This window comes from Achromobacter sp. EG18 (assembly GCF_059759395.1).
The window spans coordinates 399,443-424,918 of record NZ_CM186213.1 but is presented as its reverse complement, the minus strand read 5'-3'; the positions used below and the strand labels follow the sequence as shown (position 1 = coordinate 424,918).

Below are 25,476 nucleotides of genomic sequence, written 5' to 3'. Positions count from 1 at the left end.
TTGCCGGGCGTTTCCCAGGCTGTATATGATCTTCGCCCTGGATTATCAATAATATTATCGGGAAGCAAAATGACGGACGACACCAAGGGCGGCAAGCCCGCCCAGGGCCCCTTCGACAGCGACGGCGCGCGCAGCACCGGCGTGGCGCGCGGGCTCACCAACTACGGCGACACCGGCTTTTCACTGTTCCTGCGCAAGGCCTTCATCAAGGGCGCCGGCCTGTCCGACGACGCGCTGGCGCGTCCCATCATCGGCATCGTCAACACCGGCAGCAGCTACAACCCGTGCCACGGCAACGCGCCGCAACTGATCGAGGCGGTCAAGCGCGGCGTGATGCTGGCCGGCGGCCTGCCGATGGACTTCCCCACCATCTCGGTGCACGAGAGCTTCTCGCAGCCCACCAGCATGTACCTGCGCAACCTGATGTCGATGGACACCGAGGAAATGATCCGCGCCCAGCCGATGGACGCGGTGGTGCTGATCGGCGGTTGCGACAAGACGGTGCCGGCGCAGTTGATGGGCGCCTCGTCCGCCGGCGTGCCCGCGATCCAGCTGGTGACCGGCTCGATGCTGACCGGCTCGCACCGCGGCGAACGGGTCGGCGCCTGCACCGACTGCCGCCGCTACTGGGGCCGCTACCGCGCCGAGGAGATCGACGCGCCCGAGATCGCCGACGTCAACAACCAGTTGGTGGCCAGCGTCGGCACCTGTTCGGTGATGGGCACCGCCAGCACCATGGCCTGCCTGACCGAGGCCATGGGCATGATGGTGTCCGGCGGCGCGTCCGCCCCGGCCGTCACCGCCGACCGCGTGCGCGTGGCCGAGCGTACCGGCGCCACCGCCGTCGCCATGGCGGCCGCGCGCCTGACGCCCGACCGCATCATCACGGGCAAGTCCATCGAGAACGCCCTGCGCGTGCTGCTGGCCATCGGCGGCTCGACCAACGGCATCGTGCACCTGACCGCCATCGCCGGCCGCCTGGGCATCAATATCGACCTGACCGGGCTCGACCGCATGAGCCGCGAGACGCCCGTGCTGGTGGACCTCAAGCCCTCCGGCCAGCACTACATGGAAGACTTCCACCACGCCGGCGGCATGCTGGCGCTGCTGCGCGAACTGCGCCCGCTGCTGCACCTGGACGCGCTGACGGTGTCGGGCCGCACCCTGGGCGAGGAACTGGACGACGCCCCCGCGCCGTTCGAGCAGGACGTGATCCGCAGCGTCGCCGCGCCGATCTATCCGGTAGGCGGCCTGGCCGTGCTGCGCGGCAACCTGGCGCCCGGCGGCGCCATCATCAAGCAGTCGGCCGCCAATCCCGAGCTGATGGAGCATGAAGGCCGCGCCGTGGTGTTCGAGGACGCCGAGGACATGGCCCGCCGCATCGACGACGAGGCGCTCGACGTGACCGCCGACGACGTGCTGGTGCTCAAGCGCATCGGCCCCACCGGCGCGCCCGGCATGCCCGAGGCCGGCTACATGCCGATCCCCAAGAAGCTGGCGCGCACCGGCGTCAAGGACATGGTGCGGATTTCCGACGGCCGCATGAGCGGCACGGCGGCCGGCACCATCGTGCTGCACGTCACCCCGGAGGCCGCGATTGGCGGACCGCTCGCCTACGTGCAAAATGGCGACCGGATCCGCCTGTCGGTGGCGCGGCGCGAAATCGCCCTGCTGGTCGACGATGCCGAGCTGGCGCGCCGCATGGCCGCCGGTCCGGTCGAGCGCCCCGCCGCCGAGCGCGGCTACCGCAAGCTGTTCCTGCAGACCGTGACCCAGGCCGACCAGGGCGTGGACTTCGACTTCCTGCGCGCCAGCGCCACGCGCGACACCGTGCCCAAGCAATAACGCCTTTCCCCCTTGCCCATGAACGCCATCACCCCCGCCGCCCACGAACCGCAAGCGCCCGACGCCCTGGCGGCGGCGGTCGCCGCGCTGGAGGAAGACATCGTCTTCGGCCGGCTGCATCCGCGCGAGCGGCTGACCGAGGACGAGCTGATGGCGCGCTTCGACATGAAGCGCCACGCGGTGCGCCAGGTGCTGGTGGAGTTGGAACTGCTGGGCGTGGTCGAGCGCAAGCGCAACGTCGGCGCGGTGGTGCGGGCCTTCTCGGCGCGCGAGGTGATGGAGCTGTACGCGCTGCGTGAGGTGCTGGAGGTGCACGCCGCCAGCCTGATGCCGCTGCCGGTGCCGCCCGCGCGGCTGGCGGCGTTGACGGCGGTGCAGCGCGAGCACGACGCCGCCGTGGCCGATGGCGACGCGCGCCGCGTGTTCCGCAGCAACCAGCGCTTTCACCGCGAGTTGTTCGGGCTGCTGGACAACGCGGTGCTGGGCCAGGCCATCGAGGAATACGCGCGCCGCACCCATCCGATCCGCTTCGGTTCGCTGGCGGCCGCCAATTACCGCGAACGCGCCCGCCAGGAACACTGGGCCATGATCCACGCCCTGCGCGACGGCGACCGCGCCGCGCTGATGACGCTGTGCCGCGAGCACCTGCTGCCCTCGCGCGACGCCTACCTGGCGTCGGAACAGGCGCGCCGCGGCGCCTGACACCAGACCCGCCGCGACCTCACCGCGCCTGTTCAGCCAGATACTGCCGCAGCATCGCCACCAGCGCCGCGGCCGCCGGCGGCAGGCTGCGGTTGCGCGCCGTCACCAGCCCGATCGAGCGTTCGGCCACGGGGCCGGTCAGCGGCCGCTGCACGATGCCGTTCTGCGCCACCGCGCCGGCCGCGATTTCCGGCAATGCCGCCACCCCGAAACCGCACTCCACCATCGCCACGATGGTGGTCAGGTGTTCGGCCTCGAAGGCCGGCGTGAAGCGGATGCGGTTCTGCAGGAAGGCCCATTCGGTGTACTGGCGCACGCTGCTCGGATGCACCATCGACACGTGCGCTGCGCCGGCCGTATCGGCCCAGCGCAGCGGCCCCCTGGATCGCGCCAGCGGATGCGCCTCGGGGATCAGCAGCAGGAAGCTGTCGGACATCAGCGGCTGGTAATGCAGGTCGGCGTGCTGCGGATCGGCGGCGGTCAGCGCGAAGTCCACGTCGCCGGCGCGCACCAGGTCGAAGGCCGGCCCCGACAGCGTGTCGCGCACCTTCAGCGCCACCTGCGGATGCGCCTGGCGGTAGGCCATCAACACCCGCGGCAACAGGCGCGCGGCCAGCGACGGCAGCGCCGCCACCGACACCTGGCCGTGCTCGGCGCTGGCGATGCCGCTGACCGCGGCAATGGCGTCGCGGAAGGCCACCTGCAGGGTGGCGGCCTGCTGCATGAAGACCTCGCCCGCCGCCGTCAGCCGCACGGTGCGGGTGGTGCGGTCGAACAGCCGCACGCCCAGCGCCTCCTCGATGCGCTGGATCTGCGTCGACAGGGCCGACTGCGACAGGTGCAACTGCGCCGCCGCCTGGCGGAAGTTGAGGGTGCGGCCCAGCACCAGGGTGGTGTCGATGTCGCGCATCGAAAGATTGATCTGCATGCCGTCCTGCGCCTGGCTCATTGATCCGATTTGTCGATCATTCTATCCAAAAAATCTGATTCATCAATCAAACAAGCTTCTCTACACTCGGCGCCCAATACAGTCATGCGCGCCGACACAAGCGCGGGCACAGACGAGAGATGCAACAGCGGGTTCAGAACAAGGAGCAAACCATGCAGACGGACGCGAAGGCCCTGCCCAATCCGGGCGCGGCGCATGCGGTGGTGGTGGGCGGCGGCACCATGGGCGCCGACGTGGCGGTGGTGCTGACGCGCGCCGCCTGCCGCACGACGGTGATCGAGCCGGACGCGGCGCGCGCGGCCGCATTGCCGGCGCGGGTGGCCGACAATCTCAAGACCATCGGCCGCGAGGCCCAGGTGGCGCAACTGGCCACGGCCGCCAGCCTGGACCAGGTGGACTGGGCCAGCGTCGATCTGGTGATCGAGTGCGTGCCGGAACGGCTGGACATCAAGCAGGCGCTGTTCGCCGAGCTGGTGCGCCGCGCGCGGCCCGACGCCATCCTGGCGAGCAACAGTTCCAGTTTCCCGATCAGCGCCATCGGCCAGGGGCTGGCCACGCGCGAGCGCATGCTGGGCCTGCACTTCTTCATGCCGGCGCACCTGGTGCCGCTGGTCGAGGTGGTGATGGCCGAGACCAGCGACGAGGCCCGCGCCGACGCGCTGATCGCCTTCATGCGCCGCTGCGGCAGCGTGCCGGTGAAGGTGCGGCAGGACCTGCCGGGTTTCCTGGCCAACCGCCTGCAGCACGCGCTGTCGCGCGAGGCCTTCAACCTGATCGACCGCGGCATCGCCTCGCCCGAGGACGTGGACGCGGCGGTGCGCTTCGGTTTCGGTTTCCGCTTCCTGGCGGCCGGCCCGGTGATGCAGCGCGACCACGCCGGCATCGACGTGCACGCGGCGGCGGGCGCGACCATGTACCCGACGTTCTGCAATGACGACCATCCGGCGCGCTGCCTGACCGAGCGCGCCGCCGACGGCCGCCACGGCATGAAGGCGGGCGAAGGCTTCTATGCCTGGACGCCGGAAACCATCGCCGCCGAGCGCGCGCGCTATGACCGGCTGCTGCGCGCGGGCCTGGACCTGATCGCGCCGGAACTGCCGGAGATCCAGCCGTGAACATTCCCCGTCCGGCCCTGGCCGAGTCGCCCGTCATCGTGACGGTGGCGCCCAACGGCGCCTACAAGAAAGCCGCCGACCACCCCGCCGTGCCGCTGACGGCCGAGGCCCTGGCCCAGGAAGCCCGCGCCTGCCTGGACGCGGGCGCGGCAATGATGCACATGCACGTGCGCAAGCCGGACGGCAGCCATCTGCTGGACGCGCAGGCCTACCGCGATGCGCTGGCGGCGGTGCGCCGCGCGGTCGGCGACGAGCTGCTGGTGCAGGTGACGAGCGAGGCGGCCGGCGTGTACAAGGCGGCCGAGCAGATGGCCCTGGTGCGCGAGCTGCAGCCGGAAGCGGTGTCGATCGGCCTGCGCGAGATCGCCGTGCCGGAGATTCCGGAAGACGAGCTGGCGGCGTTCCTGGCCTGGGTGGCCGAGCGGCGCATCATGACGCAGATCATTCTGTACGACGAGGGCGATGTGCGGCGCTGGCTGTCGCTGCGCGCGCGGGGGCTGGTGCCGCCGGGCGCGTGGTCGGTGCTGTTCGTGCTGGGGCGCTACAGCGTGGGACAGACGTCGTCGGCCTATGACCTGCTGCCGTTCCTGGCGGCCTACGATCATTCGCTGCCGTGGGCGGTGTGCGCGTTCGGGGCGCAGGAGAATGCCTGCGTGACGACGGCAGCGGCGTTCGGGGGGCATATGCGGGTGGGGTTCGAGAATAATCTGAAGCTGCGGGATGGTTCGGTGGCTTCGGGAAATGGCGAGTTGGTGCGGCAGGCGGTGGAAGGGGCGATTGCTTTGGGACGGCCGGTGGCGGATGCCGCCGAGGCGCGGCGGATCTATGGGGCGATTGGTTAGCGGTTGATTGATACGGCCTGTATTTGATTGCTGGCCATGGACATCTTGCTTGGGCCGCCCTGCGCGGCCTGCATGGACATACGCGATCCGTTCGCGGTCGCGGGTCCGGGGGCTGGGTTCGCGTTCAGTCGCTTATTGAGTGGGGATGAGTGGGGAGTGCGCTGTTCCTCTCGTTATATATATCAGCACATAATGCCACCGCGAATTATTGCGCTGTGGTGCAACATTGACGCGTCTGAAACGCATCTGCTAAAAACTTCGACATCCGCACGTTAAACGCAATACCCCGACTGTCTGGTGAGGTGGTGTGTGTCAAACGAGTCTGATGGCTACACGAAGCCGCAGGAACTGCGAAGTTTTCTGTTCCTGACGGCGGTCATGGCCCCCGTTCTTACGGTGATCATCGTCGCGGGCTACGGTTTCATGGTTTGGTTCTATCAGTTGTTTGCCGGTCCGCCGGGCAGCTGATGCGTACCGACGGAACCGACCCCATGTCCGCGCATCCTTCCCCGGCCGCCGCGCCGGCTTCCCCCGAATTGCATATCGCCAGCCTGGTCGTGCATGCCACGCCGCGGCGGCTGGACGAGGTGCGCCTTGCGGTGCTCGCGATCGCGGGCGCCGAGATCCATGGCGCGTCCGAGACGGGCAAGCTGGTGGTGACGCTGGAAGCCCCCTCCACTGACGACATGATGGCGCGGATCTCGCAGATCCAGCGACTGGATGGCGTGCTGGCGTCGGCGCTGGTGTACCAGCACGCCGACACGCTGGCCGCGATGAACGAGGAGATCGACGATGGCAATGGCCCGTAGGGATTTCATCAAGCAGTCCGCCGCCGCCGCGGCCGCCACGGTGGCGGGGATTCCAGTGGTGGGCTACACGCAGAACATCGTGACCGAGTCGGAGGCGGCCAAGCTCAAGTGGTCCAAGGCGCCCTGTAGGTTCTGCGGGACCGGTTGCGGCGTGAACGTCGCGGTCAAGGACAACCAGGTGGTGGCCACGCATGGCGACTTCAATGCCGAGGTCAACAAGGGGCTGAACTGCGTCAAGGGCTATTTCCTGTCCAAGATCATGTACGGCAACGACCGGCTGACGCAGCCGCTGCTGCGCATGAAGGACGGCAAGTACGCCAAGGATGGCGAGTTCGCGCCGGTGTCGTGGGACCAGGCCTTCGACGTGATGGCCGAGCAGTTCAAGCGCGTGCTCAAGGACAAGGGGCCAGAGGCCGTCGGCATGTTCGGCTCGGGCCAGTGGACGGTGTGGGAAGGCTATGCCGCGCTCAAGCTGATGAAGGCGGGGTTCCGCTCCAACAACCTGGACCCGAACGCGCGCCACTGCATGGCGTCGGCGGCGGTGGGGTTCATGCGGACCTTCGGCGCCGACGAGCCGATGGGCTGTTATGACGATATCGAGAACGCCGATGTGTTCGTCCTGTGGGGCTCGAACATGGCGGAGATGCATCCGATCCTGTGGACCCGCGTCACCGACCGGCGGCTGTCGGCGCCCAAGACCAAGGTGGCGGTGCTGTCGACCTTCGAGCACCGCTCCTACGAGCTGGCCGACCTGACACTGACCTTCACGCCGCAGACCGACCTGGCGATCCTGAACTACATCGCCAACCACATCATCCAGACCAAGCGCGTGAACCGCGAGTTCGTCGACAAGCACACGGTGTTCCGCGAGGGCAATACCGATATCGGCTACGGCCTGCGGCCCGACCATCCGCTGCAGAAGGCGGCCAAGAACGCCAACGACGCCGGCGGCTCCAAGCCGATGACGTTCGACGAGTTCGCCAAGTTCGTGTCGCGCTACGACCTGGACTACACCGCCAAGCTGACGGGCGTGCCGAAGAAGTCGCTGCAGGACCTGGCCGAAATGTACGCCGACCCCAAGCTGCGGGTGACGTCGTTCTGGACCATGGGCTTTAACCAGCACACGCGCGGGGTGTGGGCCAACAACATGGTCTACAACATCCACCTGCTGACCGGCAAGATCTCGACGCCGGGCAACAGCCCGTTCTCGCTGACCGGCCAGCCCTCGGCCTGTGGCACGGCGCGCGAGGTTGGCACGTTCTCGCATCGCCTGCCGGCCGACTTGGTGGTGACCAACCCCAAGCACCGCGCCCACGCCGAGGAAATCTGGCAGCTGCCGGCCGGCACCATCCCGGAGAAGGTCGGGGCGCACGCGGTGCTGCAGAACCGCATGCTGAAAGACGGCAAGATCAACGCCTACTGGGTGATGGTCAACAACAACATGCAGGCGGCCGCCAACCTGATGAACGAGGGGCTGCCGGGCTACCGCAATCCGGACAACTTCATCGTCGTGTCCGACGCCTACCCGACCGTCACCACCATCTCGGCCGACCTGATCCTGCCGGCCGCCATGTGGGTGGAGAAGGAAGGCGCCTACGGCAACGCCGAGCGCCGCACGCAGTTCTGGCACCAGTTGGTCAACGCGCCGGGCCAGGCCCGTTCCGACCTGTGGCAGCTGATGGAGTTTTCCAAGCGCTTCAAGGTCGAGGAAGTGTGGCCGGCCGACCTCCTGGCCAAGAAGCCCGAGTACCGCGGCAAGACCCTGTTCGACGTGCTGTTCGCCAACGGCAAGGTCAACCGCTATCCGAATACCGACCGCGACAAGGACTACGCCAACCAGGAGGCCGAGGCCTTCGGCTTCTATGCGCAGAAGGGCCTGTTCGAGGAATACGCCGAGTTCGGCCGCGGCCACGGCCATGACCTGGCGCCGTTCGACACCTATCACGAAGTGCGCGGCCTGCGCTGGCCGGTGGTCAAGGGCAAGGAAACGCTGTGGCGCTACCGCGAAGGCAGCGACCCGTACGTGAAGCCGGGCGCCGGCTTCGAGTTCTACGGCAACCCGGACGGCCGCGCCATCATCTATGCCCTGCCCTACGAGCCGCCCCCCGAATCGCCGGACAAGGAATATCCGTTCTGGCTGTCGACCGGACGGATTCTGGAGCACTGGCATTCCGGCTCCATGACGCGGCGGGTGCCCGAGCTGTACCGGGCCTTTCCCAACGCCGTCTGTTTCATGCACCCCGATGACGCGCAGGCCATGGGCCTGCGACGCGGGGTCGAGGTCGAGATCATCTCGCGGCGCGGCAGGATGCGCACCCGGCTGGAGACCCGCGGGCGCGACAAGCCGCCGCGCGGCCTGGTGTTCGTGCCGTGGTTCGATGCCGGCCAGCTGATCAACAAGGTCACGCTGGACGCCACCGACCCGATCTCGTTCCAGACCGACTTCAAGAAGTGCGCGGTCAAGATCGTCAAGGTCTGACGCACCGGAGACAGCCATGAATCGACGCGCCCTCGCTTTCGTATTGTGCGCAGCCTGTAGCATCGCGGCCTGGGCCGCGCCGCCGTTCGAGGTACAGGACCCGATGCGCGGCCCCACGCCCATCGCCGACGAGACCGACCCGCCGCTGATCAGCCCGATCGAGAACAAGGACATCAAGCGGATGCGCACCTATTCGATGCAACCGCCCACCATCCCGCACAGCATCGACGGCTACCAGATCGACAAGAACTTCAACCGCTGCCTGGCCTGCCACGCCCGCGTCAACACCGAGGAGACCCAGGCGCCGCCGCTGAGCGTGACTCACTACATGGATCGCGACAGCAACGTGCTGGCCGAGGTGTCGCCGCGGCGCTACTTCTGCGTGCAGTGCCACGTGCCGCAGGCCGAGGCCAAACCGCTGGTGTCCAACACCTACCAGGACATCGACGTGATCCTCAAGCGCCTGACCGCCCCGGCGTCCGACAAGAAGTAAGGCACGGGGAACCGCCATGGTCAAACTCATCAAGCGCTACTGGAACATCATCCGCCGGCCCAGCGTGCACTTCAGCCTGGGTTTCCTGACGGTGGGCGGCTTCATCGGCGGCATCCTGTTCTGGGGCGCCTTCAACACCGCCATGGAATTCACCAACACCGAGAAGTTCTGCACCGGCTGCCACGAGATGCGCGACAACGTCTACGCCGAACTCAAGGGCACCATCCACTTCACCAACCGCTCGGGCGTGCGCGCCCTGTGTTCCGACTGCCACGTGCCGCACAACTGGACCGACAAGATCGCCCGCAAGATGCAAGCGTCCAAGGAGGTCTGGGGCAAGATCTTCGGCACCATCGACACGCGCGAGAAATTCGTCGACAAGCGGCTGGAGCTGGCCAGGCACGAATGGGCCCGCTTCAAGGCCAACGATTCGCTGGAATGCCGCAACTGCCACAACTACGACTACATGGATTTCACGCGCCAGAGCGTGCGCGCCCAGAACATGCATTCGACCTACCTGGCCGACAAGAGCAAGACCTGCATCGACTGCCACAAGGGCATCGCCCACAAGCTGCCCAACATTCCGCCCGGCGAACTGTCGTCGGTGCCCGGCCTGAACGGAACGGAAAGCCCGCATGCGGCCCGCTGATCCACCCTTCGCCGCCCTGGCCGGCGCCGGGGCGGACAGCGCCAACGCCGCGGCGGACGCCGGCCTGCGCGCGCTCGGTCTGGTCGGCCGGCGCGGCGCGGCGGCCCCCATCGACCTGGCGCTGGCTCCCGGCCAGCTGCTGCGGGTGCGCGGCGCCAACGGCAGCGGCAAGACCAGCCTGTTGCGCATGCTGGCCGGCCTGCTGCGGCCGCTGGCGGGCGGCGTGCAATGGCGCGGCCGCGACATCCGCCGCGATCCGGCCGCCTACTATGCGCAGATGGCGTTCCTGTCGCACGGCAACGGGCTGTGCGGCGAACTGAGCGCGGCCGACAACCTGCGCTATGCGCTGGCGATCGCCGGCGCGCCCGCGGTCGACGCCGGCCCGGCGCTGCGCGCCTGGCGCCTGCAGGCCTGCGCCGACCAGCCGGCGGCGCGCCTGTCGCAAGGCCAGGGCCGACGGCTGGCGCTGGCCGCCACGGTGCTGGCGCGCAAGCCGCTGTGGCTGCTGGACGAGCCCGACGCGGGGCTGGACGCCGCCAGCCTCGCGCTGCTGGACCAGGCGCTGGCCGCGCACCTGGCCGGCGGCGGCCTGGCCGTGGTGGCCTCGCACCGCCCCCCGGACCTGGCCTTGGCCGACACGCAAACCCTGGACATGGACGACTACGCCGATGCTGGCAACGCTGTGGCAGTTGGCGCGCCGTGAACTGCGGCTGGCCTGGAGGCGGCCGGCGGAAACGCTGGGCGCGACGCTGTTCTTCGTGGTGGCGGGTTCGCTGTTCCCGCTGGCCATCGGCCCCGACCCGGCGCTGCTGGCTGCCATTGGCCCGGGCGTGCTGTGGGTCTGCGCCCTGCTCGGCATCCTGCTGACGCTGCAACGCCCCTTCGCCCAGGACTACGACAACGGCGCGCTGGAGCAGCTGCTGGTGTCGCCGCACCCCCTGCCCGTGCTGGTGGCCACCAAGCTGGCCGCGCACTGGTTCAGCAGCTGCCTGCCGCTGATCCTGGCCAGCCCGGTGCTGGCGCTGCAGTTCGGCCTGACGCCGGGCGCCATCGGCGTGCTGGCGTTGTCGCTGCTGCTGGGCACGCCGACGCTGGCGCTGGTCGGCGGGCTGGGCGCGGCGCTGACGCTGGGCCTGCGCGGCGGCGCGCTGCTGCCGCTGCTGGTGCTGCCGCTGTACGTGCCGGTGCTGATCTTCGGCAGCGGCGCGGTGGCGGCCGTCCACGCCGGCCTGGGCGCCGGTCCGCAATTGTCGTTGCTGGGCGCCGGCCTGTGCCTGGCGCTGCTGCTGTGCCCGTGGAGCGCCTCGGCCGCGCTGCGCGTGGCGTTGGACTGAGGACCGGCCATCATGCATTCGCCCCCGCATCTCACCCTGCTGCCGACCCCGCCCGCGCGTCCCGGCTGGCTGCGCTACGCCGCGCCGCAGCGCTTCTATCCTCTGGCCGGCAGGCTGATCCCGTGGCTGGGGCTGGCCGCGGCGCTGTTCGCCGCCGCCGGCCTCTACGTGGGCCTGGTCAAGGCCCCGGTCGACAGCCAGCAGGGCGAGGTCTACCGCATCCTCTTCATCCACGTGGCGGCGGCCTGGATGTCGATGTTCCTGTACCTGGTGATGGCGCTGTACGCCGCGCTCGGCCTGATCCTGCAGACGCGGCTGTCGTTCATGATGATGCGGGCGCTGGCGCCCACCGGCGCCCTGTTCACGTTCCTGACGCTGTGGACCGGCGCGCTGTGGGGCAAGCCGACCTGGGGCGCCTGGTGGGTGTGGGACGCGCGCCTGACCTCGGAACTGATCCTGCTGTTCCTGTACCTGGGCTTCATGGCGCTGCAGGCGGCCAGCGACGATCCGCGCCGCGGCGACCGCGGCGGCGCCATCCTGCTGCTGGCCGGCGTGGTCAACGTGCCCATCATCTATTTCTCGGTGCGCTGGTGGAGCACGCTGCACCAGGGCGCCTCGATCAACCTGACCACCGCCCCCAGCATGGCCCGCGTCATGCTGACGGCCATGCTGCTGATGGTGGCGGCGTTCTGGCTGTACAGCGCGGCCGCGTCGCTGGCGCGGGTGCGCGGCATCATCGCCGAACGCGAGCCGGCCTCGGCCGAACCGCCCCGGGAGCGCCGATGAGCTGGGACGCGCTGTTCTCGTTGCAGGGCCATGGCCCCTACCTGCTGGGCGCCTACGGCGTCACACTCGCCCTGATCGCCTGGGAAGCCGGCACACTGTGGCGCCGGGCGCGGGCGCGCCGCCGCGCCGCCCGCCTGCGCGCCGGGGACGGCCGATGAGCCCGCGCCGGCGCCGCGTGCTGGCGCTGCTGGGCGGCCTGGGCCTGCTGGCCGCGGCCGTCGCGCTGGTGCTCAATGCGCTGCAATCGAACCTGGTGTTCTTCTTCACGCCAACCCAGGTGGCGGCGCGCGAGGCGCCCGCCAGCGGCAGTTTCCGCGTCGGCGGACTGGTGCAGGAAGGCTCGGTTCAACGCGATGGCCTGCGGCTGCGCTTCATCGTCACCGACACCGCGCACGCGGTTCCCGTCACCTACCAGGGCCTGCTGCCCGACCTGTTCCGCGAGGGCAAGGGCGTGGTGGCCGCAGGCAAGCTCGACGCCGACGGTGTGTTCCATGCCTCGGAGGTGCTGGCCAAGCACGACGAGAACTACATGCCGCCCGAGGCCGCCGACGCGCTCAAGCGGGCCGCCGCTGGCGCCACCAGCAACACGGCGCGGGCGGACGCGCGATGATCCCGGAGATCGGCCTTTTCAGCCTGATCCTGGCGCTGCTGGCGGCGCTGGTGCAAGGCACGCTGCCGCTGGTCGGCGCTGCCACGGCCTGGCGGCCGGGCATGGCGGTGGCGCGGCCGGCGGCCGTGGCGCAGTTCGGCCTGACCACCGTGGCCATGGGCTGCCTGGCCTGGTCGTTCCTGCAAAACGACTATTCGGTGCTGTACGTGGCGGCCAACTCGCACGCCGACCTGCCCGCCGCCTACCGCTTCGCTGCTGTCTGGGGCGGCCACGAAGGCTCGCTGCTGCTGTGGCTGTACCTGCTCAGCGCCTGGACCCTGGCGGTGGCGCTGCGCAGCGCGCGCCTGCCGCCGGCCTTCGTCGCCCGGGTGCTGGCGGTGATGGGCTGGATCAGCGCCGGCTTCCTGCTGTTCCTGCTGTTCCTGTCCAATCCCTTCGAACGCCTGATGCCGCCGGCCATGGCCGGCCGTGATCTCAACCCGCTGCTGCAGGACCCGGGCATGATCGTGCACCCGCCCATGCTGTACATGGGCTATGTCGGCTTCTCGGTGGCGTTCGCCTTCGCCATCGCGGCGCTGCTGTCGGGCGAGCTGGACGCCCTGTGGGCGCGCTGGGTGCGGCCGTGGACGCTGGCGGCCTGGACCTTCCTGACCATCGGCATCCTGCTCGGCAGCGCCTGGGCCTACTACGTGCTGGGCTGGGGCGGCTGGTGGTTCTGGGACCCGGTCGAGAACGCCTCCTTCATGCCGTGGCTGGCGGGCACCGCGCTGATCCATTCGCTCATCGTCACCGAGCGGCGCGGCGCCTTCCGCAGCTGGACGGTGCTGCTGGCCATCTGCGCGTTCTCGCTCAGCCTGCTGGGTACCTTCCTGGTGCGCTCCGGCGTGCTGACCTCGGTGCACGCCTTCGCGGTCGATCCGGGCCGCGGCCTGTACATCCTGGGTTTCATGACCCTGGTGGTCGGCGGCTCGCTCGCGCTGTACGCCTGGCGCGCGCCCAAGGTCGGCCTGGGCGGCGGTTTCGCCCTGCTGTCGCGCGAATCGCTGCTGCTGGCCAACAACGTGGTGCTGACCGTGGCGGCCGCCTCGGTGCTGCTGGGCACGCTGTATCCAGTGGTGCTGGACGTGCTGGACTGGGGCAAGATCTCGATCGGCCCGCCCTACTTCGAGGCCGTGTTCGTGCCGCTGATGACGCCGGCCATCTTCCTGATGGGCGTCGGCCCGGTGGCGCGCTGGAAGCAGGCCAAGGTGCCCGAGCTGGGCCGGCGCCTGGGCATCGCGTTCGCGGTCAGCGTGGCCACGGCGGTGCTGCTGCCGCTGGCCATGCCCGGCCCGGCGCGGCTGGGCTCGCCGCTGGTGGTCCTGGGCCTGTGGCTGGCGGCCTGGTCGGTCGCCAGCGCGGCGGCGCACGCCTGGCAGCGCCTGACCGACGGCGACGGCCACTGGCCGCGGCGGCTGGCGCGCCAGCCGCGCGCCTGGTACGGCATGCTGCTGGCCCACGCCGGCATCGGCGTCTTCATCGCCGGCGCCACCCTGGCCAACGGCTACGAGGTCAAGCAGGAACTGCGGCTGGAGCTGGGCGCCGAGCAGGAGGCTGGCGGCTACCGCTTCACCTTCACCGCGCTGGCGCCCGCCAGCGGCCCCAACTACAGCGCGCAGCGCGCCGAGTTCCGCGTCACCCGCGCCGACGGCCAGCCCGTGACCACGCTGTACCCGGAAAAGCGCCACTACACGGTGCAGGACATGCCGCTGAGCCAGGCCGCGATCGACAGCGGCTTCTCCCGCGACCTGTTCGTGGCGCTGGGCGAACCGGCCGGCGCCACGGCCTGGACGGTGCGCATCCAGGTCAAGCCGTTCATGGCGTGGATCTGGTCGGGCTGCCTGCTGATGGCGCTCGGCGGCCTGCTGGCGGCGGGCGACAGGCGCTACCGCCAGGAAACGGTGCGCGCGCCCCATCCCCGCGCCGGCGCCATGCCGGCCGCCTCGCGCGAGGGCTACTGACATGCTGCGCTACCTGGTGCCGCTCGCCGTCTTCCTGGCCATGGCCGTGTTCCTGGCCATGGGCCTGTCGCGCGATCCGCGCGCCGTGCCCTCGGCCATGATCGACAAGCCCGCTCCCGCCATCGGCCTGCCGCTGCTGCAGGCGCCGGGCGAGCGGCTGGAGGTGCAATCGATGCGCGGCAAGGTCTGGCTGCTGAACGTGTGGGCCTCGTGGTGCGCGCCGTGCCGCGAGGAATTGCCGGTGCTGCGGGAAGTTGCGCAGCGCCACGGCGTGCCGCTGTACGGCCTGAACTACAAGGACAAGCCGGAAGACGCGCGTGCCTGGCTGGCACGCCATGGCAATCCGTACCAGGCCTCCGCCAGCGACGTCGACGGCCGCGTCGGCATCGAATACGGTGTGTACGGCGTGCCCGAGACCTTCGTCATCGATGGCGCCGGCCGTATCCGCTACCGGCAACTGGGCCTGATCACGCCGGAGATCTGGCGCACGCGGTTGCAACCGATGATCGAGGCGCTGCAATGAGGCAGCGGCCAACCCCTCGCGCTGGCGCCTGGCGCCCGCCTCGATCTCCCGGCAAGACCGGCGGCCGGGCCGGGGGACGCCCTGGCCGCCGCCCGTTGCGCTGGTTGGCCGCGCCCTTGCTGGCGCTGTGGCTGGCGGCGTGGCTGGCCGCGCCGGTCCAGGCCCAGTCGCCGTTTCCCCCGCTGCCACCCGCGCTGGAGCAACGCGCCGAACGACTGGCGCACGGCCTGCGCTGCCTGGTGTGCCAGAACCAGTCGCTGGCCGAATCCAACGCGCCGCTGGCGCACGACATGCGCAACCTGATCCGCAGCCAGCTGGCCGAAGGCCGCAGCGACGCCCAGATCATGCGTTTCTTCGAAGACCGCTACGGCGATTTCGTGCGCTACGAGCCGCCCTTCAAGCCGATCACCTGGCTGCTGTGGCTGGGCCCGTTCGCGCTGCTGGCGCTGGGCTTCGCGGTGCTGTGGCGCACCGTGGCGCGACGGCCCCGCAGCCGCGCGCCGCTGACCGCCGATGAACGCGCCCGCGCGGCCCGCTACCTGGATACCGGATCATGACGCCGCTCTGGCTTGCCGTGCTGGGCTTGCTGCTGGCCACCCTGCTGTGCCTGGTGCCGCCGCTGTTGCGGCGCCCGCCACCGACGCGCGACGACGCGGCCGACAGCGGCCTGCGCGCCTTCTATCTGGCGCAGCGCGAACAATTGCGGCGCGACCAGCGCGACGGCGCCCTGAGCGCCGATGCGGCCATGCGCGCCGACGAGGAACTGCAACGCGACCTGCTGCAGGACCTGGCCCAACGCCACCCCGGCCGCGCGGCGGTCGGCGGCCAACGCGCCGGCATCGCCGCCGCCTGCCTGCTGAGCCTGGCGCTGCCGCTGGCGGCGGCCCTGCTCTACAACCACCTGGGCAACCCGCGCGCCGCCGCCAGCGCCGCCACGGCCGTCACCGCCGAACCCCATGCCGGCGACGACGGCGACACCATGGCGCTGGCCATCAACGCGCTGGCCCAGCGCCTGCGCGCCACGCCCGACGACGCCGACGGCTGGTACACGCTGGCGCGCTCCTACGAAACGCTGGGCCGCTACGGCGACGCGGCCGCCGCCTATCGCGAAGTGCTGCGGCTGGTCCCGGCGCAGCCGCAGGTGCTGGCCGACCTGGCGGACGCGCTGCTATCGGCCAACCAGGGCGCGCCGGACGCCGCCTCGATCGCGGCGGTGGCGCAGGCGCTGGCCGCCAATCCGGACCAGCCCAAGGCCCTGGCGCTGGCCGGCATGATGGCCCTGCGCCGTGGCGACGCCGCCCAGGCGCTGGAATACTGGCAACGCCTGCAGGCGCTGCTACCGCCGGACTCCGAAGCCGCGCGCCAGATCGAATCCAATATCGCGCAGGCGCGCGCGGTCGCATCGGCAAGCGGCGCGCCGCCTGCGACGCCAGGCCGGATGCCCGGCCAGATGCCCGGCCAAACCCAGGCAGCGGCAACGGCAGCCGCGCAATCCTCGCCCCCGCAAACGTCCGCCGCCAAGCCGCCCGCGAGCCAGGCCGCCGCCCCGGGCAGCGTCAACGGCCAGGCGCGCATCGCGCCCGCCTTGATGGCCCAGGTGCAAGCGACCGACACCGTCTTCATCCTGGCGCGCCCCGCCTCGGGGTCGCGCATGCCGCTGGCCGTGTTGCGGCTGCGCGCCGCCGATCTGCCGCGCGCCTTCACGCTCGACGACAGCAATGCCATGTCGCCGCAGACGCTGCTGTCCAGCGCCGGCCGCGTGCGCGTCGAGATCCGCGTCAGCCGCTCGGGCACGGCCATGCCGCAGCCCGGCGACCTGGGCGGCACGCCGGTGGAAACCGACGTGCCGGCCGGCGGGCTGGAACTGGTGGCCGACACCGTGCTGCGCTAGCGCGCCGGGGCCGCTCGCCGCCGCCAGCGGCGGCGTCGTCCCGGCATCACCGCGCCGCCTCAGGCCCGCTCGATGCGCGCCGGCAACCCTTGCCGCACCGCCGCGCCCGAGACCCAGTCGATCCAGACGTTGGCATGATCGCCGCGCGTCGCGTCGCCGAAGCCCAGGTCGTTCAGGTTCACGCCCGCCGCGAGCGCCGGATCGTGCGGCATCGGCTTGCCATCGACCAGGTGGGCGCGCGCGCCCAGTTCGGTGTGGCCATAGCCGTGCTCGATGCCGACCGCGCCCGGCTGGATGCCGTCGCGCAGCAGCGCCAGCCCGGTCACCGCGCCGCCCGGCGTGACGATGCGCACCCGGTCGCCGTTGCGCAGGCCCAGCCGCTCGCCGTCCTGCCGATTGATCGACACCGGATTGTGCGGATGCACCTGGCGCAGCCGGTCCACGCCGATCGACATCGAACTCATCAGGTTGGACTTGAACGAACTCAACAGGAACGGCCAGTCCGCCCGCGGATACTGCTGGCGCACGTCGCGTCCGTCGGCCAGCCGCGCCGGATACCAGGTGGGGCAGCCGCTGTAGCGCTCGCCCGTCATGGCATGGCGGAACCCGGCCAATTCCTCGCTCCACACCTGCAAGGGCTTGGCCCAGGCCTGGCGGGTCTGGCCGGCATCGGTCCAGGCGTCGCGCACGCGATCGAAACGTCCGCCGCGGCTCATCACCATGGCCACGCGGCGCCACTCCCCGGGCTTGAGCTTGCCTTGCAGCGCATCGCGATAGCGCGCCACGCCGGTCAGCTCAAGATCGTCGTCGCTGGCCTCGGGAACCGGCCGCCCGGCGCCGAAGGCGATGTTGGCGATGCCGCGCAGGAAGAAGTCCTCGGCCGTGTCCAGCGGATAGCGGTTGCCGTCCGCATCGGCGATGGCGTTGGCGCCGAAGCCCGGCATGCCGATGCGCTTGGCGCAGGCGATCAGGAACGACTCCAGGCACACCGGGGCGCCGTCCGCGGTGCGCGCCACGCGGGGTTCGACCGCCGGCCAGCGCACCGTCGACGCCTTGGCCACCACGTCGGCCCACGGCGCCGACACGCCCCAGCTTTCGTAGGTGACGGTGTCGGGAACGATGTAGTCGGCCAGCGCGTTGGTCTCGTTGATGAACGGATTGATCGACACCGCCAGCGGCAGGATCTTCGGGTCCTTCAGCTTGTCCAGCAGCACGTTCCTGAACCCGGCAATGCCGTAGACCGGGTTGCTCATGTGGTTGAACCAGACCTTGGCGCGATACGGATAGCCCGCCAGCGCCGACGCCAGCATCTCGGAACTCAGGCCGCCGGTGGCCGGATACCAGGGCGCGGCGGCCGGATAGACCGGCTGGCCGGCGGCCTGCTTGCGCTTGAACTCGCTCGACTTCTCGTACGGAAAGCGGTTGCGCGACAGGGCCACGCCCTTGGGCGTGGCGCGGTTGGCGAAGCCCGCGATGTTGTAGCGCGGCCCGGCGCCATAGGGCGGGAACGGGCCGGCGTCCAGCACCAGGCCACCCTCGACGTTGAGGTTGCCCACCAGTGTGTTGAGCATGGCGATGGCGTAGGCGGTGTAGAAGCCCGCCCCGCTCATGGTGCCGCCATGCGCATCCGCCACGGCGCGCTTGCCGTGGCTGGTGAAGCGCTCGGCCAGTTCGGAGATCTTGGCCGCCGGCACGCCGCACAGGGCGGCGTATTCGTCCAGCGACTTGCGATGCGCCTCCTGGCGCAGCAGCGACAGCGCACTGCACACGCGCAGCGCGGCCGGCGCGCCCGCCAGGCCCGGCGCCGCCACCGCCTCGTCCACGAACAGCGTGGCAGGCATGGCGCCGGTATGCGGCGCCAGCGTGCCGTCCTCCAGGCGCACCACGTACACGTCCTCCCACTTTTCACCGGCATCGGCCGGCTTGGCCCAGCCCAGGTCGGCGCCGCGCAGGAAACTGCCCTGGCGCGGATGGCCGGGCTCGGCGATCACCAGGTGCGTAGCGTTGGTCCATGCCGCCTCGCCCGCCGCCTTCATGGCCGCCGGGCCGGGCTGCGCCAGCGCGCGCGCGTCGAAGCGCTCGTGGTCCAGGATCCAGCGGATCAGGCCCATCGCCAGCGCCAGGTCGCTGGCCGGATTGACCGGCACCCATTCATTGCCCGAGCCGGCCGACAGGCTGGAGGACGCGGGCAGCATCGGCGACACCACCACATAGGTGAAGCCGGCCTCCTCGGGCCGGGTGCGGGCCTCGGCCAGCTGGCGCGCCTGGCGCTGGAACGGGTTGCCGGCCTGCGCCGGCGCCGCGCCGATGAACAGGCCGAAGCGGGCGTTGTCCCAATCGGGCTTGCCGTGCGGCATGCCCTTCAGGTCGCCCAGCGCCGCGCCCGCGCCGACGCGGAAGCTCTGCCCGCAATAGGAACCGTGGTTGCTGAAATTGACGGTGCCGAACGACTGGCCGGCAAAGCGCTGGATGAGCGGCGTGCGGCCTTCGTTGGAGGCATCGGTGAACAGGAACTGGTTGACCTTGGCGCCGTACTCCGGGTTGGCCGGATCCAGCGGCGTGTCGCGGTCGAAGATGGCGCGCAGGCCATCGACGTGGCCCTCGCCGAACAGGTCGCCGCCTTCGCACACCTCCTGCACCAGCTGCTCGAAGGAAATCGTCTGCCACTTGCCTTCGCCGCGGCCGCCGACGCGCTTGAGCGGCTGGAGCACGCGGTACGGACTATGCATCTGCTCCAGCATGGCCGAACCGCGCGCACAGGACGTGGCGCGGCCTTCCAGGCCGTTGTCGCCGCCCAGTTGCGCGTAGGTCTCGCGCACCGGCGCGTCCATCGCGGCCGGGCGCGTGGTGGCCAGCGGGTGATACGGGTTGCCGGCCACCCGCAGGATGCGGTTGGCCTTGGTATCGACGCGCAGCCGCACGCCGCACTGCGTCCAGCAGCCCAGGCAGCTGGAGGGGCTGACGGTCTGGCCCGGCTGGGTCGACAGCAGGCCCGTGACCGGGTCGATGCGGAATTCGGGCGTCAGCGAATTGCCGCGCACCGCATGCGCGGTGGGCACGCCGGCGGTGCCCTGCGCCAGGCCCTTGACGGCCTTGGCGACGGTCTCGCCGTAGCCGGCCGCGAAGGCGGCCATGCCGCCGGCGACCACGCCGCCGCGCGCGATCAGCTTGCGGCGCGCGGCGTTGTCGGGTTGATCGGGCCCGTCGGCATGGGCGGGGATATCGTCTTGGTGAGGCTTGTCCATGGTCATCTCGATGCGAATTCTTGTCGGGCCGGCGGCATCAGGCCGCCAGGCCGCGGGTGCGGGCCGGGAACAGTTCCAGCGCATAGGTCACGGCGGCCACCAGCGCGACGCACAGGCCCAGCACGCCGATCATGCCGAGCAGACCGTCGCTGCCCCAGGGCATGTCGTACAGGTACAGGCCGGCGCCGTACTTGGGCACGCCCTGCACGCTCATGAACACGACCCAGCGGAAGATCCACGCAGCCGCCAGCATGGTCAGCGCCAGCGCGGCCGACGGCAACGGCGCCGCCAGGGTGCGCGGCGCGCGCTGCAGCAGCGCGATCATGCAGAACGCGGTGGCCACGGCGCCGGCCAGGCTGGCGCGCCACACGGGGAACTCGCCGAACAGCCGCAACGCCGCGTCGAACGAGGCATCCACGCCCAGCAGTCCCAGCAGGATCCAGGCGCCCGCGCCGATGGCCATCATCACCACCGACGTCACGCCGAGGCGGCGCAGCAGCTCGACGGGCAAGGCCGCCATGCCGCCGGGCAGCCAGCGCCCCACCAGGAACATCGCCCCCAGCGCGCCCAGCCAGGCGGTCAGCGCGAAGTTCAGCGGCAGGAACGGCGTGTGCCACAGCGGACGGGCGCGCAGCACCATGACCTCGGCCCCGGTGTAGACCAGGATCGACACGGCCGACAGCGCCAACGCCAGCGCCAGCAGGCGCACCCAGACCATGCGCCCCCACCACCAGGCGGCGCAGAACAGCACGGCCAGCCCGGTGAAGAGCGGCAGCAGCAGCGCCCCCAGCCACATCCACGACCACGGCGTGAGCCGGGTATAGAAGTGCCAGAAGCGGCCCGGCTGGTGCAGGTCGGCCAGCAGCGAGACCGGCGCGGCAATGGCGCACACCAGCAGCACGGTCACGGCGGCCGGCAGCAACCGGCGGGCCGGCGATCCCGCCTCGCCAAAGGCGGCGCCGGCGGCCGTCAGCGCGGCGGTGGCGGCGATGCCGATAAGAAAGAAATACTGCACCGCCCAGGGCAGCCAGGCGGCGTCGTAGACCGGGGTCAACAATTCGGTGATCTGCATGAGGCTCCCCTTCTCAATGGCCGCCGGCCAGGCGCACGCCGGCCTGGCCGTCGATGTGGTGCACGAAGGCATCGGGCAGGCCGATGTAATAGACGTGGGGATCGGTCTTCATCTCGGGCTTGAGCACCTTGATGTCGGCGCGATGCTCGGCCATCAGCCGCGAGATCGCGCTGTCGGGGTCGTTCAGGTCGCCGATGATGCGCGCGCCGCCCACGCAGCTTTCGACACAGGCCGGCAGCAGGCCGGCTTCGAGCCGGTGCTCGCAGAAGGTGCACTTGTCGGCGGTCTGGGTGTCGTGATTGATGAAACGGGCGTCGTACGGACAGGCCTGCACGCAGTAGCCGCAGCCGACGCAGCGCTCGTTGTCGACCAGCACGATGCCGTCCTCGCGCTGGAAGGTGGCCTGCACCGGGCAGACGGGCACGCAGGGCGGGTTGTCGCAGTGGTTGCACAGGCGCGGCAGCATCACCATGGCGCAGGGGCTGCCGTTGTCGGGCTGGACTTCGTATTGCAGGACGGTGGTGCGGAACTGGCCGACGGGCGGCAGGTTTTCCAGCGAACAGCTGACCGTACAGGACTGGCAGCCGATGCATTTGCGCAGGTCGACCAACATGCCGTAGCGCTTGCCGGGAATGCCGGGACGACGGGGAGGTTGCTGGTTGATGCCGGTGCCGGCTTCGGCACGGATGGGGATGATGGTGGCCGCGGCGCTCAGGCCGAGCAGGTTCTTCAGGAAACCGCGTTTGCCCGGGAGGGGGACTTCGGGTGGGGGGTGAGGCACAGACTTCTCCGCGAATTATGTCGTTGTGCCATTAACTTATCGCTTTTGGTTATATAGAGAGTTGATGCCGATCAATAGGGGACGGGTTTATTTAAGACCTTTCTTACCCACCTGCCTCGAAAGACCGCAGATAGTCCCGATCCAGGTGAAGAAACGCGACCAGCAGCCCCGCGACCGCCGGATAGAAGCGGAAGGCCAGGGTGTCCACGCCGTCCACCAGGGCCTGCCAGTGCGCGACCCAGGGCATCAGCGCGGCGTCCAGATAGGCCGCCTGCTCCCCCGCGCAGGCGGCGACGTCATTCGCCCGCCCGCCCTCCCGGCTCCAGCGCGCCAGCGCCGCCAGGATGACGGCAATGTGGTCTTCGGGCTCCTTGAACTGCGCATCCAGCCGCAACTGGCTGGACTCCAGGAACGCGCGCATCAGCCGCGCCGGCTCGCCGTACAGCTGCCCACCTTCCTCCAGGTAATGCGATGCGTAGGGAATGGGCGCCGCCCGCCCCTCCAGCAGGAACAGCGCGGCGAAGTCGGCCGCGTTTTCCAACGGCGCGTCGGGGTGCCCCGCCCATGCCTTGAACACGGCGGCCACGGCATCGGCCTGCCGGCCAAGCCCAAGCGCCTTGAACACCGCCAGCAAATGATCGGCCCCGCCGCCCTGGCACAAGGCCATGGCGGCGGGTTCCATTTCCCTGGCAAAAACGGTGGAAAACCACCCATACAGCTGCGAACGCAGCTGGCAGGCCGCGCCCCAGTCAGGGTCGGATAATGCAAGGTTCAACGCATGCTCCATGAAATCACAGGATCCACACCGGTCGGCGTTCCGCGCCGGCCGAGGCCTCAATGCCGGGCCAGCGCCTTGCCATCGATATCCACCTCGGTCGGGCCGCCGAACGCGGTCACCGGTGGCGCCACGCCCTTGTACGGTTCGATTTCCACCAGGCAGGTGTTGGGGCTTGGCCCCTGCGCCAGCTCGGAGGTGCCGACGTCCAGCGTCAGCGTGTTGGGATCGCCATAGGTGTCCAGCGCGCCGATCTCCGGCCCGGTCGGCCCATACCAGGCGCCCTCCTGGATGCGCACCACCCCGGGAGGAAAGTTGGCCGAAAGCGACGCGCCGGCCAGCAATTGCCCACGGTCGTTGAACACCCGCACCAGGTCGCCATGCTTGATGCCGCGCTGACGGGCATCGTCGGGATTGAGGTAGACCGGTTCGCGCCCCTGGATGGTGTAGGTGGCGCGCCGCGAGGGCGATTCGCAGGTTTGTGAATGCAGGCGGGTATCCGGATGCGCCGACTGCAGCCAGAGCGGGAATTTGTCCGATCGCGGACCGTTGTGGGAGCGTTCGGCCTTTTCCATCCAGACCGGATGCCCTTTGCAATCGCGGTAGCCAAAGCCGGCGATCTTGCGGCTGTAGATCTCGATGAACCCGGACGGCGTGCCCAGCGCGTTGACCTCGGGGTCTTCGCGGAAATCGGCGTGGCGCACCCACGGTTTGCCCTCCGGGAACAGCACGTAGCCCTGCTCCCAGAATTGCGCGAACGGCGGCATGTCGAAGCCCTTGCCGGCATTTTCCTTGCGGCAATCCTCGTACAGCGACTCGACCCACTGCATCTCGTTCATGTTGCGCGTGTATTCCACGTCGCGTCCCATGCGCTTGCAGAAGTCCGTCCAGATATCGAAGTCCGAGCGCGAGTGGTACAGCGGATCGACCAGTTTGTGCATGGCGATCACGCCGCGGTTCGAATAGGAACCGTAAGCGTCGATGTCATTGCGCTCGTAGGGGGTGCAGGCCGGCAGCACGATATCGGCAAAGCGGCAGGTGGCGGTCCAGTTGTAGTCGATGGCCACCACCGTTTCCAGCTTCTGGTACGCGCGCTTCATGCGATTGCGGTCCTGTTGCCGGTGCCACTGGTTGCAGCCCGAGAAGATCGCCACTTTGTACGGCGGCAGCTTGACCTTGTGGCCATTGAAGTTGATTTCCTTGCCCGGTTCCAGCAAGGCGTCGATCACCCGCGACACCGGCACGACGGCGCTGTACCCCTGGTAGTCGTCGTTCTCGTGCCGGGGTTTGCGGCCGGTATCCAGGTTCAGCGGAAACGCGCCCGGCATCGACGCGCCCGAGGCCGACACGCCCACCGAACTGTAGTGGTGCGAATAACTGATGCCGCCTCCGGGCAGGCCGATCTGGCCCAGCATTGCGGCCAGGATCGCGCCCATCCAGTAAGGCTGCTCGCCATGCTGCTGGCGCTGGATCGCCCAACCGAACATCAGCTGCGTGCGATTGGCCGCCATCAGGCGCGCCAGCTCGCGGATGCGCTGCGCCGGCACGCCGCAGATCGACGCGGCCCATTCCGGGGTGCGTTCGATCTTGTCCTCGGTCTTGCCCTCGACGTAGGCGATGAACTCGTCGAAGCCGACCGCATAGGTCTCGAGGAACTTGGCGTCGTACAGGTTCTCTTTCCACAAGGTGTGGGCAATGCCCAGCATGAAGGCCACGTCGGTCAGCGGATTGACGTACTGGTGCTCGCAGTCCAGGTAGTTGCGCGTCTTGCTTTTCACCGGATCGACGCAGATCACCGTGATTTCACGCTTCGCGACCTTCTGCCTGAGCTGCTCGAAATAGGCATAGGCCTCGTGCGTTTCGGTGTTCCAGCCGACCTGCAGGTTCTTGATCGGATCGCTGGCCCAGAACACCAGCACCCGCGTTTCCTTGAGGATGATGTCCCACGACGTGCCCTGCGAATACACCTCGGTCGAACCCAGCACGTAGGGCAGGATGGTCTGGCCGGCCCCGGTCGAGTAGTCGCCCGCGGTGCCGACGCTATAGCCGTGCATGCCCATGGCGCGCAGCATGTGGTTGCCGCAGCTGTGCATCAGCCCCACCGAGCGCCAGCCGACGTTGCCCACATGCAGCGCCCAGGGGCCATGGTCGCGCTGCACCCGCTCGAGCTCGTCGTAGACCAGGTCCAGCGCCTCGTCCCAGCCGACCCGGATGAAGCGGTTGTCGCCGCGCAGCGCCTGGCCCGCGGCGCCGCGCTTGCGATACCAGTCGAGCCGCACCATCGGATAGCGCACCCGCGAGGCGCTGTAGAGCACGTCCAGCGTGCCATCGAGGATCGGCGTCGGATGCTTGTCGAACTCGAAAGGCTTGATTTCCACGACGCGGCCGGCCACGACCCGGGCGCGGAATGCGCCCCAGTGCGCGCCGGAGAACCGCCAGCGGCCCGGGCCGGCGTCCTCATCGCCAAGCGTGGCGGCGCGCAGCACGCGGCCATTGCGCAAGAGCGGCGGCACCACCATGGAACCCAGCGAGGCGGCGACACCACCCAGGAAACGACGACGGGAGAGTTTCATGTC

Annotated in this window: 24 protein-coding genes; 18 read left to right on the top strand and 6 right to left on the bottom strand. The window is 69.7% G+C overall.

Features of this window, described 5'->3' with window-relative positions; translation table 11 throughout:
- Positions 1–69 precede the first annotated feature (69 nt).
- Together AC6CR5_RS02070 and AC6CR5_RS02065 are read left to right on the top strand one after the other, a co-directional pair.
- Entirely contained in the window at positions 70–1,845 is a 1,776-nt protein-coding gene (locus AC6CR5_RS02070) for an IlvD/Edd family dehydratase (protein WP_054508106.1), read from the top strand.
- Positions 1,846–1,863: 18 nt separating this feature from the next.
- Positions 1,864–2,547, top strand: coding sequence for a GntR family transcriptional regulator (locus tag AC6CR5_RS02065; protein ID WP_047992859.1), 684 nt, complete (start codon positions 1,864–1,866; stop codon positions 2,545–2,547).
- A gap of 19 nt (positions 2,548–2,566) precedes the next feature.
- On the opposite strand, the gene AC6CR5_RS02060 is transcribed toward AC6CR5_RS02065, so the two are convergent.
- Positions 2,567–3,475, bottom strand: coding sequence for a LysR family transcriptional regulator (locus AC6CR5_RS02060; protein ID WP_054508141.1), 909 nt, complete (start codon positions 3,473–3,475; stop codon positions 2,567–2,569).
- Positions 3,476–3,648: 173 nt separating this feature from the next.
- Between AC6CR5_RS02060 and AC6CR5_RS02055 the strand changes: the two genes are divergently transcribed.
- The 16 genes from AC6CR5_RS02055 (at position 3,649) to ccmI (ending at position 17,027) form a co-directional block, all read left to right on the top strand.
- Positions 3,649–4,611 (top strand): 3-hydroxyacyl-CoA dehydrogenase family protein, encoded by a 963-nt coding sequence (locus tag AC6CR5_RS02055; protein ID WP_006384995.1) that lies wholly within the window; start codon positions 3,649–3,651, stop codon positions 4,609–4,611.
- Entirely contained in the window at positions 4,608–5,453 is an 846-nt protein-coding gene (locus AC6CR5_RS02050) for a beta-keto acid cleavage family enzyme (protein ID WP_110059798.1), read from the top strand. Before AC6CR5_RS02055 ends, AC6CR5_RS02050 begins: the two co-directional genes overlap by 4 nt.
- Positions 5,454–5,762: 309 nt before the next feature.
- Positions 5,763–5,921: a periplasmic nitrate reductase, NapE protein gene (gene napE / locus AC6CR5_RS02045; protein WP_006384993.1), complete on the top strand. Its 159-nt coding sequence runs from the start codon at positions 5,763–5,765 to the stop codon at positions 5,919–5,921.
- A 23-nt stretch (positions 5,922–5,944) separates the two neighbouring features.
- Positions 5,945–6,262, top strand: coding sequence for a chaperone NapD (locus tag AC6CR5_RS02040; protein ID WP_006384992.1), 318 nt, complete (start codon positions 5,945–5,947; stop codon positions 6,260–6,262).
- The gene (napA, locus tag AC6CR5_RS02035; RefSeq protein WP_150100253.1) at positions 6,246–8,741 is read left to right on the top strand and encodes a periplasmic nitrate reductase subunit alpha; all 2,496 of its coding nucleotides are present in this window, start codon (positions 6,246–6,248) and stop codon (positions 8,739–8,741) included. The genes AC6CR5_RS02040 and napA overlap by 17 nt, the downstream gene beginning before the upstream one ends.
- 16 nt (positions 8,742–8,757) lie before the next feature.
- On the top strand, positions 8,758–9,234 hold the full coding sequence (locus tag AC6CR5_RS02030; protein WP_006384990.1) for a nitrate reductase cytochrome c-type subunit: 477 nt from the start codon (positions 8,758–8,760) through the stop codon (positions 9,232–9,234).
- A gap of 16 nt (positions 9,235–9,250) precedes the next feature.
- Entirely contained in the window at positions 9,251–9,883 is a 633-nt protein-coding gene (locus AC6CR5_RS02025) for a cytochrome c3 family protein (protein ID WP_006384989.1), read from the top strand.
- Positions 9,870–10,586 carry a heme ABC exporter ATP-binding protein CcmA gene (ccmA, locus tag AC6CR5_RS02020; protein WP_024068526.1) on the top strand — a complete coding sequence of 239 codons (717 nt, stop codon included), beginning with the start codon at positions 9,870–9,872 and terminating at the stop codon, positions 10,584–10,586. Before AC6CR5_RS02025 ends, ccmA begins: the two co-directional genes overlap by 14 nt.
- Positions 10,552–11,217, top strand: coding sequence for a heme exporter protein CcmB (ccmB, locus tag AC6CR5_RS02015; RefSeq protein WP_006394227.1), 666 nt, complete (start codon positions 10,552–10,554; stop codon positions 11,215–11,217). The genes ccmA and ccmB overlap by 35 nt, the downstream gene beginning before the upstream one ends.
- Before the next feature lie 12 nt (positions 11,218–11,229).
- Positions 11,230–12,003 (top strand): heme ABC transporter permease CcmC, encoded by a 774-nt coding sequence (gene ccmC / locus AC6CR5_RS02010; protein ID WP_150100251.1) that lies wholly within the window; start codon positions 11,230–11,232, stop codon positions 12,001–12,003.
- Positions 12,000–12,161: a heme exporter protein CcmD gene (ccmD, locus tag AC6CR5_RS02005; RefSeq protein WP_020927183.1), complete on the top strand. Its 162-nt coding sequence runs from the start codon at positions 12,000–12,002 to the stop codon at positions 12,159–12,161. The genes ccmC and ccmD overlap by 4 nt, the downstream gene beginning before the upstream one ends.
- The gene (gene ccmE / locus AC6CR5_RS02000; RefSeq protein ID WP_049055634.1) at positions 12,158–12,613 is read left to right on the top strand and encodes a cytochrome c maturation protein CcmE; all 456 of its coding nucleotides are present in this window, start codon (positions 12,158–12,160) and stop codon (positions 12,611–12,613) included. Before ccmD ends, ccmE begins: the two co-directional genes overlap by 4 nt.
- Positions 12,610–14,613, top strand: coding sequence for a heme lyase CcmF/NrfE family subunit (locus AC6CR5_RS01995; protein ID WP_238911065.1), 2,004 nt, complete (start codon positions 12,610–12,612; stop codon positions 14,611–14,613). Before ccmE ends, AC6CR5_RS01995 begins: the two co-directional genes overlap by 4 nt.
- A gap of 1 nt (position 14,614) precedes the next feature.
- Positions 14,615–15,136 carry a DsbE family thiol:disulfide interchange protein gene (locus tag AC6CR5_RS01990; RefSeq protein ID WP_024068522.1) on the top strand — a complete coding sequence of 174 codons (522 nt, stop codon included), beginning with the start codon at positions 14,615–14,617 and terminating at the stop codon, positions 15,134–15,136.
- A gap of 95 nt (positions 15,137–15,231) precedes the next feature.
- Positions 15,232–15,693 (top strand): cytochrome c-type biogenesis protein, encoded by a 462-nt coding sequence (locus tag AC6CR5_RS01985; protein ID WP_162270069.1) that lies wholly within the window; start codon positions 15,232–15,234, stop codon positions 15,691–15,693.
- On the top strand, positions 15,690–17,027 hold the full coding sequence (ccmI, locus tag AC6CR5_RS01980; protein WP_150100245.1) for a c-type cytochrome biogenesis protein CcmI: 1,338 nt from the start codon (positions 15,690–15,692) through the stop codon (positions 17,025–17,027). Before AC6CR5_RS01985 ends, ccmI begins: the two co-directional genes overlap by 4 nt.
- A 59-nt stretch (positions 17,028–17,086) precedes the next feature.
- Here the strand turns inward: ccmI and AC6CR5_RS01975 are convergent, their stop codons facing one another.
- From AC6CR5_RS01975 to torA, 5 genes are all read right to left on the bottom strand, one after another.
- The gene (locus AC6CR5_RS01975; protein ID WP_498085240.1) at positions 17,087–20,272 is read right to left on the bottom strand and encodes a tetrathionate reductase subunit A; all 3,186 of its coding nucleotides are present in this window, start codon (positions 20,270–20,272) and stop codon (positions 17,087–17,089) included.
- A gap of 37 nt (positions 20,273–20,309) precedes the next feature.
- A complete protein-coding gene (gene nrfD / locus AC6CR5_RS01970; protein ID WP_020927176.1) occupies positions 20,310–21,344 on the bottom strand; it encodes an NrfD/PsrC family molybdoenzyme membrane anchor subunit in 1,035 nt (344 codons plus the stop codon).
- 13 nt (positions 21,345–21,357) lie between these two features.
- Positions 21,358–22,125: a sulfate reduction electron transfer complex DsrMKJOP subunit DsrO gene (gene dsrO / locus AC6CR5_RS01965; RefSeq protein WP_006384797.1), complete on the bottom strand. Its 768-nt coding sequence runs from the start codon at positions 22,123–22,125 to the stop codon at positions 21,358–21,360.
- Between the two features lie 103 nt (positions 22,126–22,228).
- The gene (torD, locus tag AC6CR5_RS01960) at positions 22,229–22,912 is read right to left on the bottom strand and encodes a molecular chaperone TorD (RefSeq protein ID WP_006384798.1); all 684 of its coding nucleotides are present in this window, start codon (positions 22,910–22,912) and stop codon (positions 22,229–22,231) included.
- 47 nt (positions 22,913–22,959) lie between these two features.
- Positions 22,960–25,473 (bottom strand): trimethylamine-N-oxide reductase TorA, encoded by a 2,514-nt coding sequence (gene torA / locus AC6CR5_RS01955; RefSeq protein WP_020927174.1) that lies wholly within the window; start codon positions 25,471–25,473, stop codon positions 22,960–22,962.
- Positions 25,474–25,476: the final 3 nt, after the last annotated feature.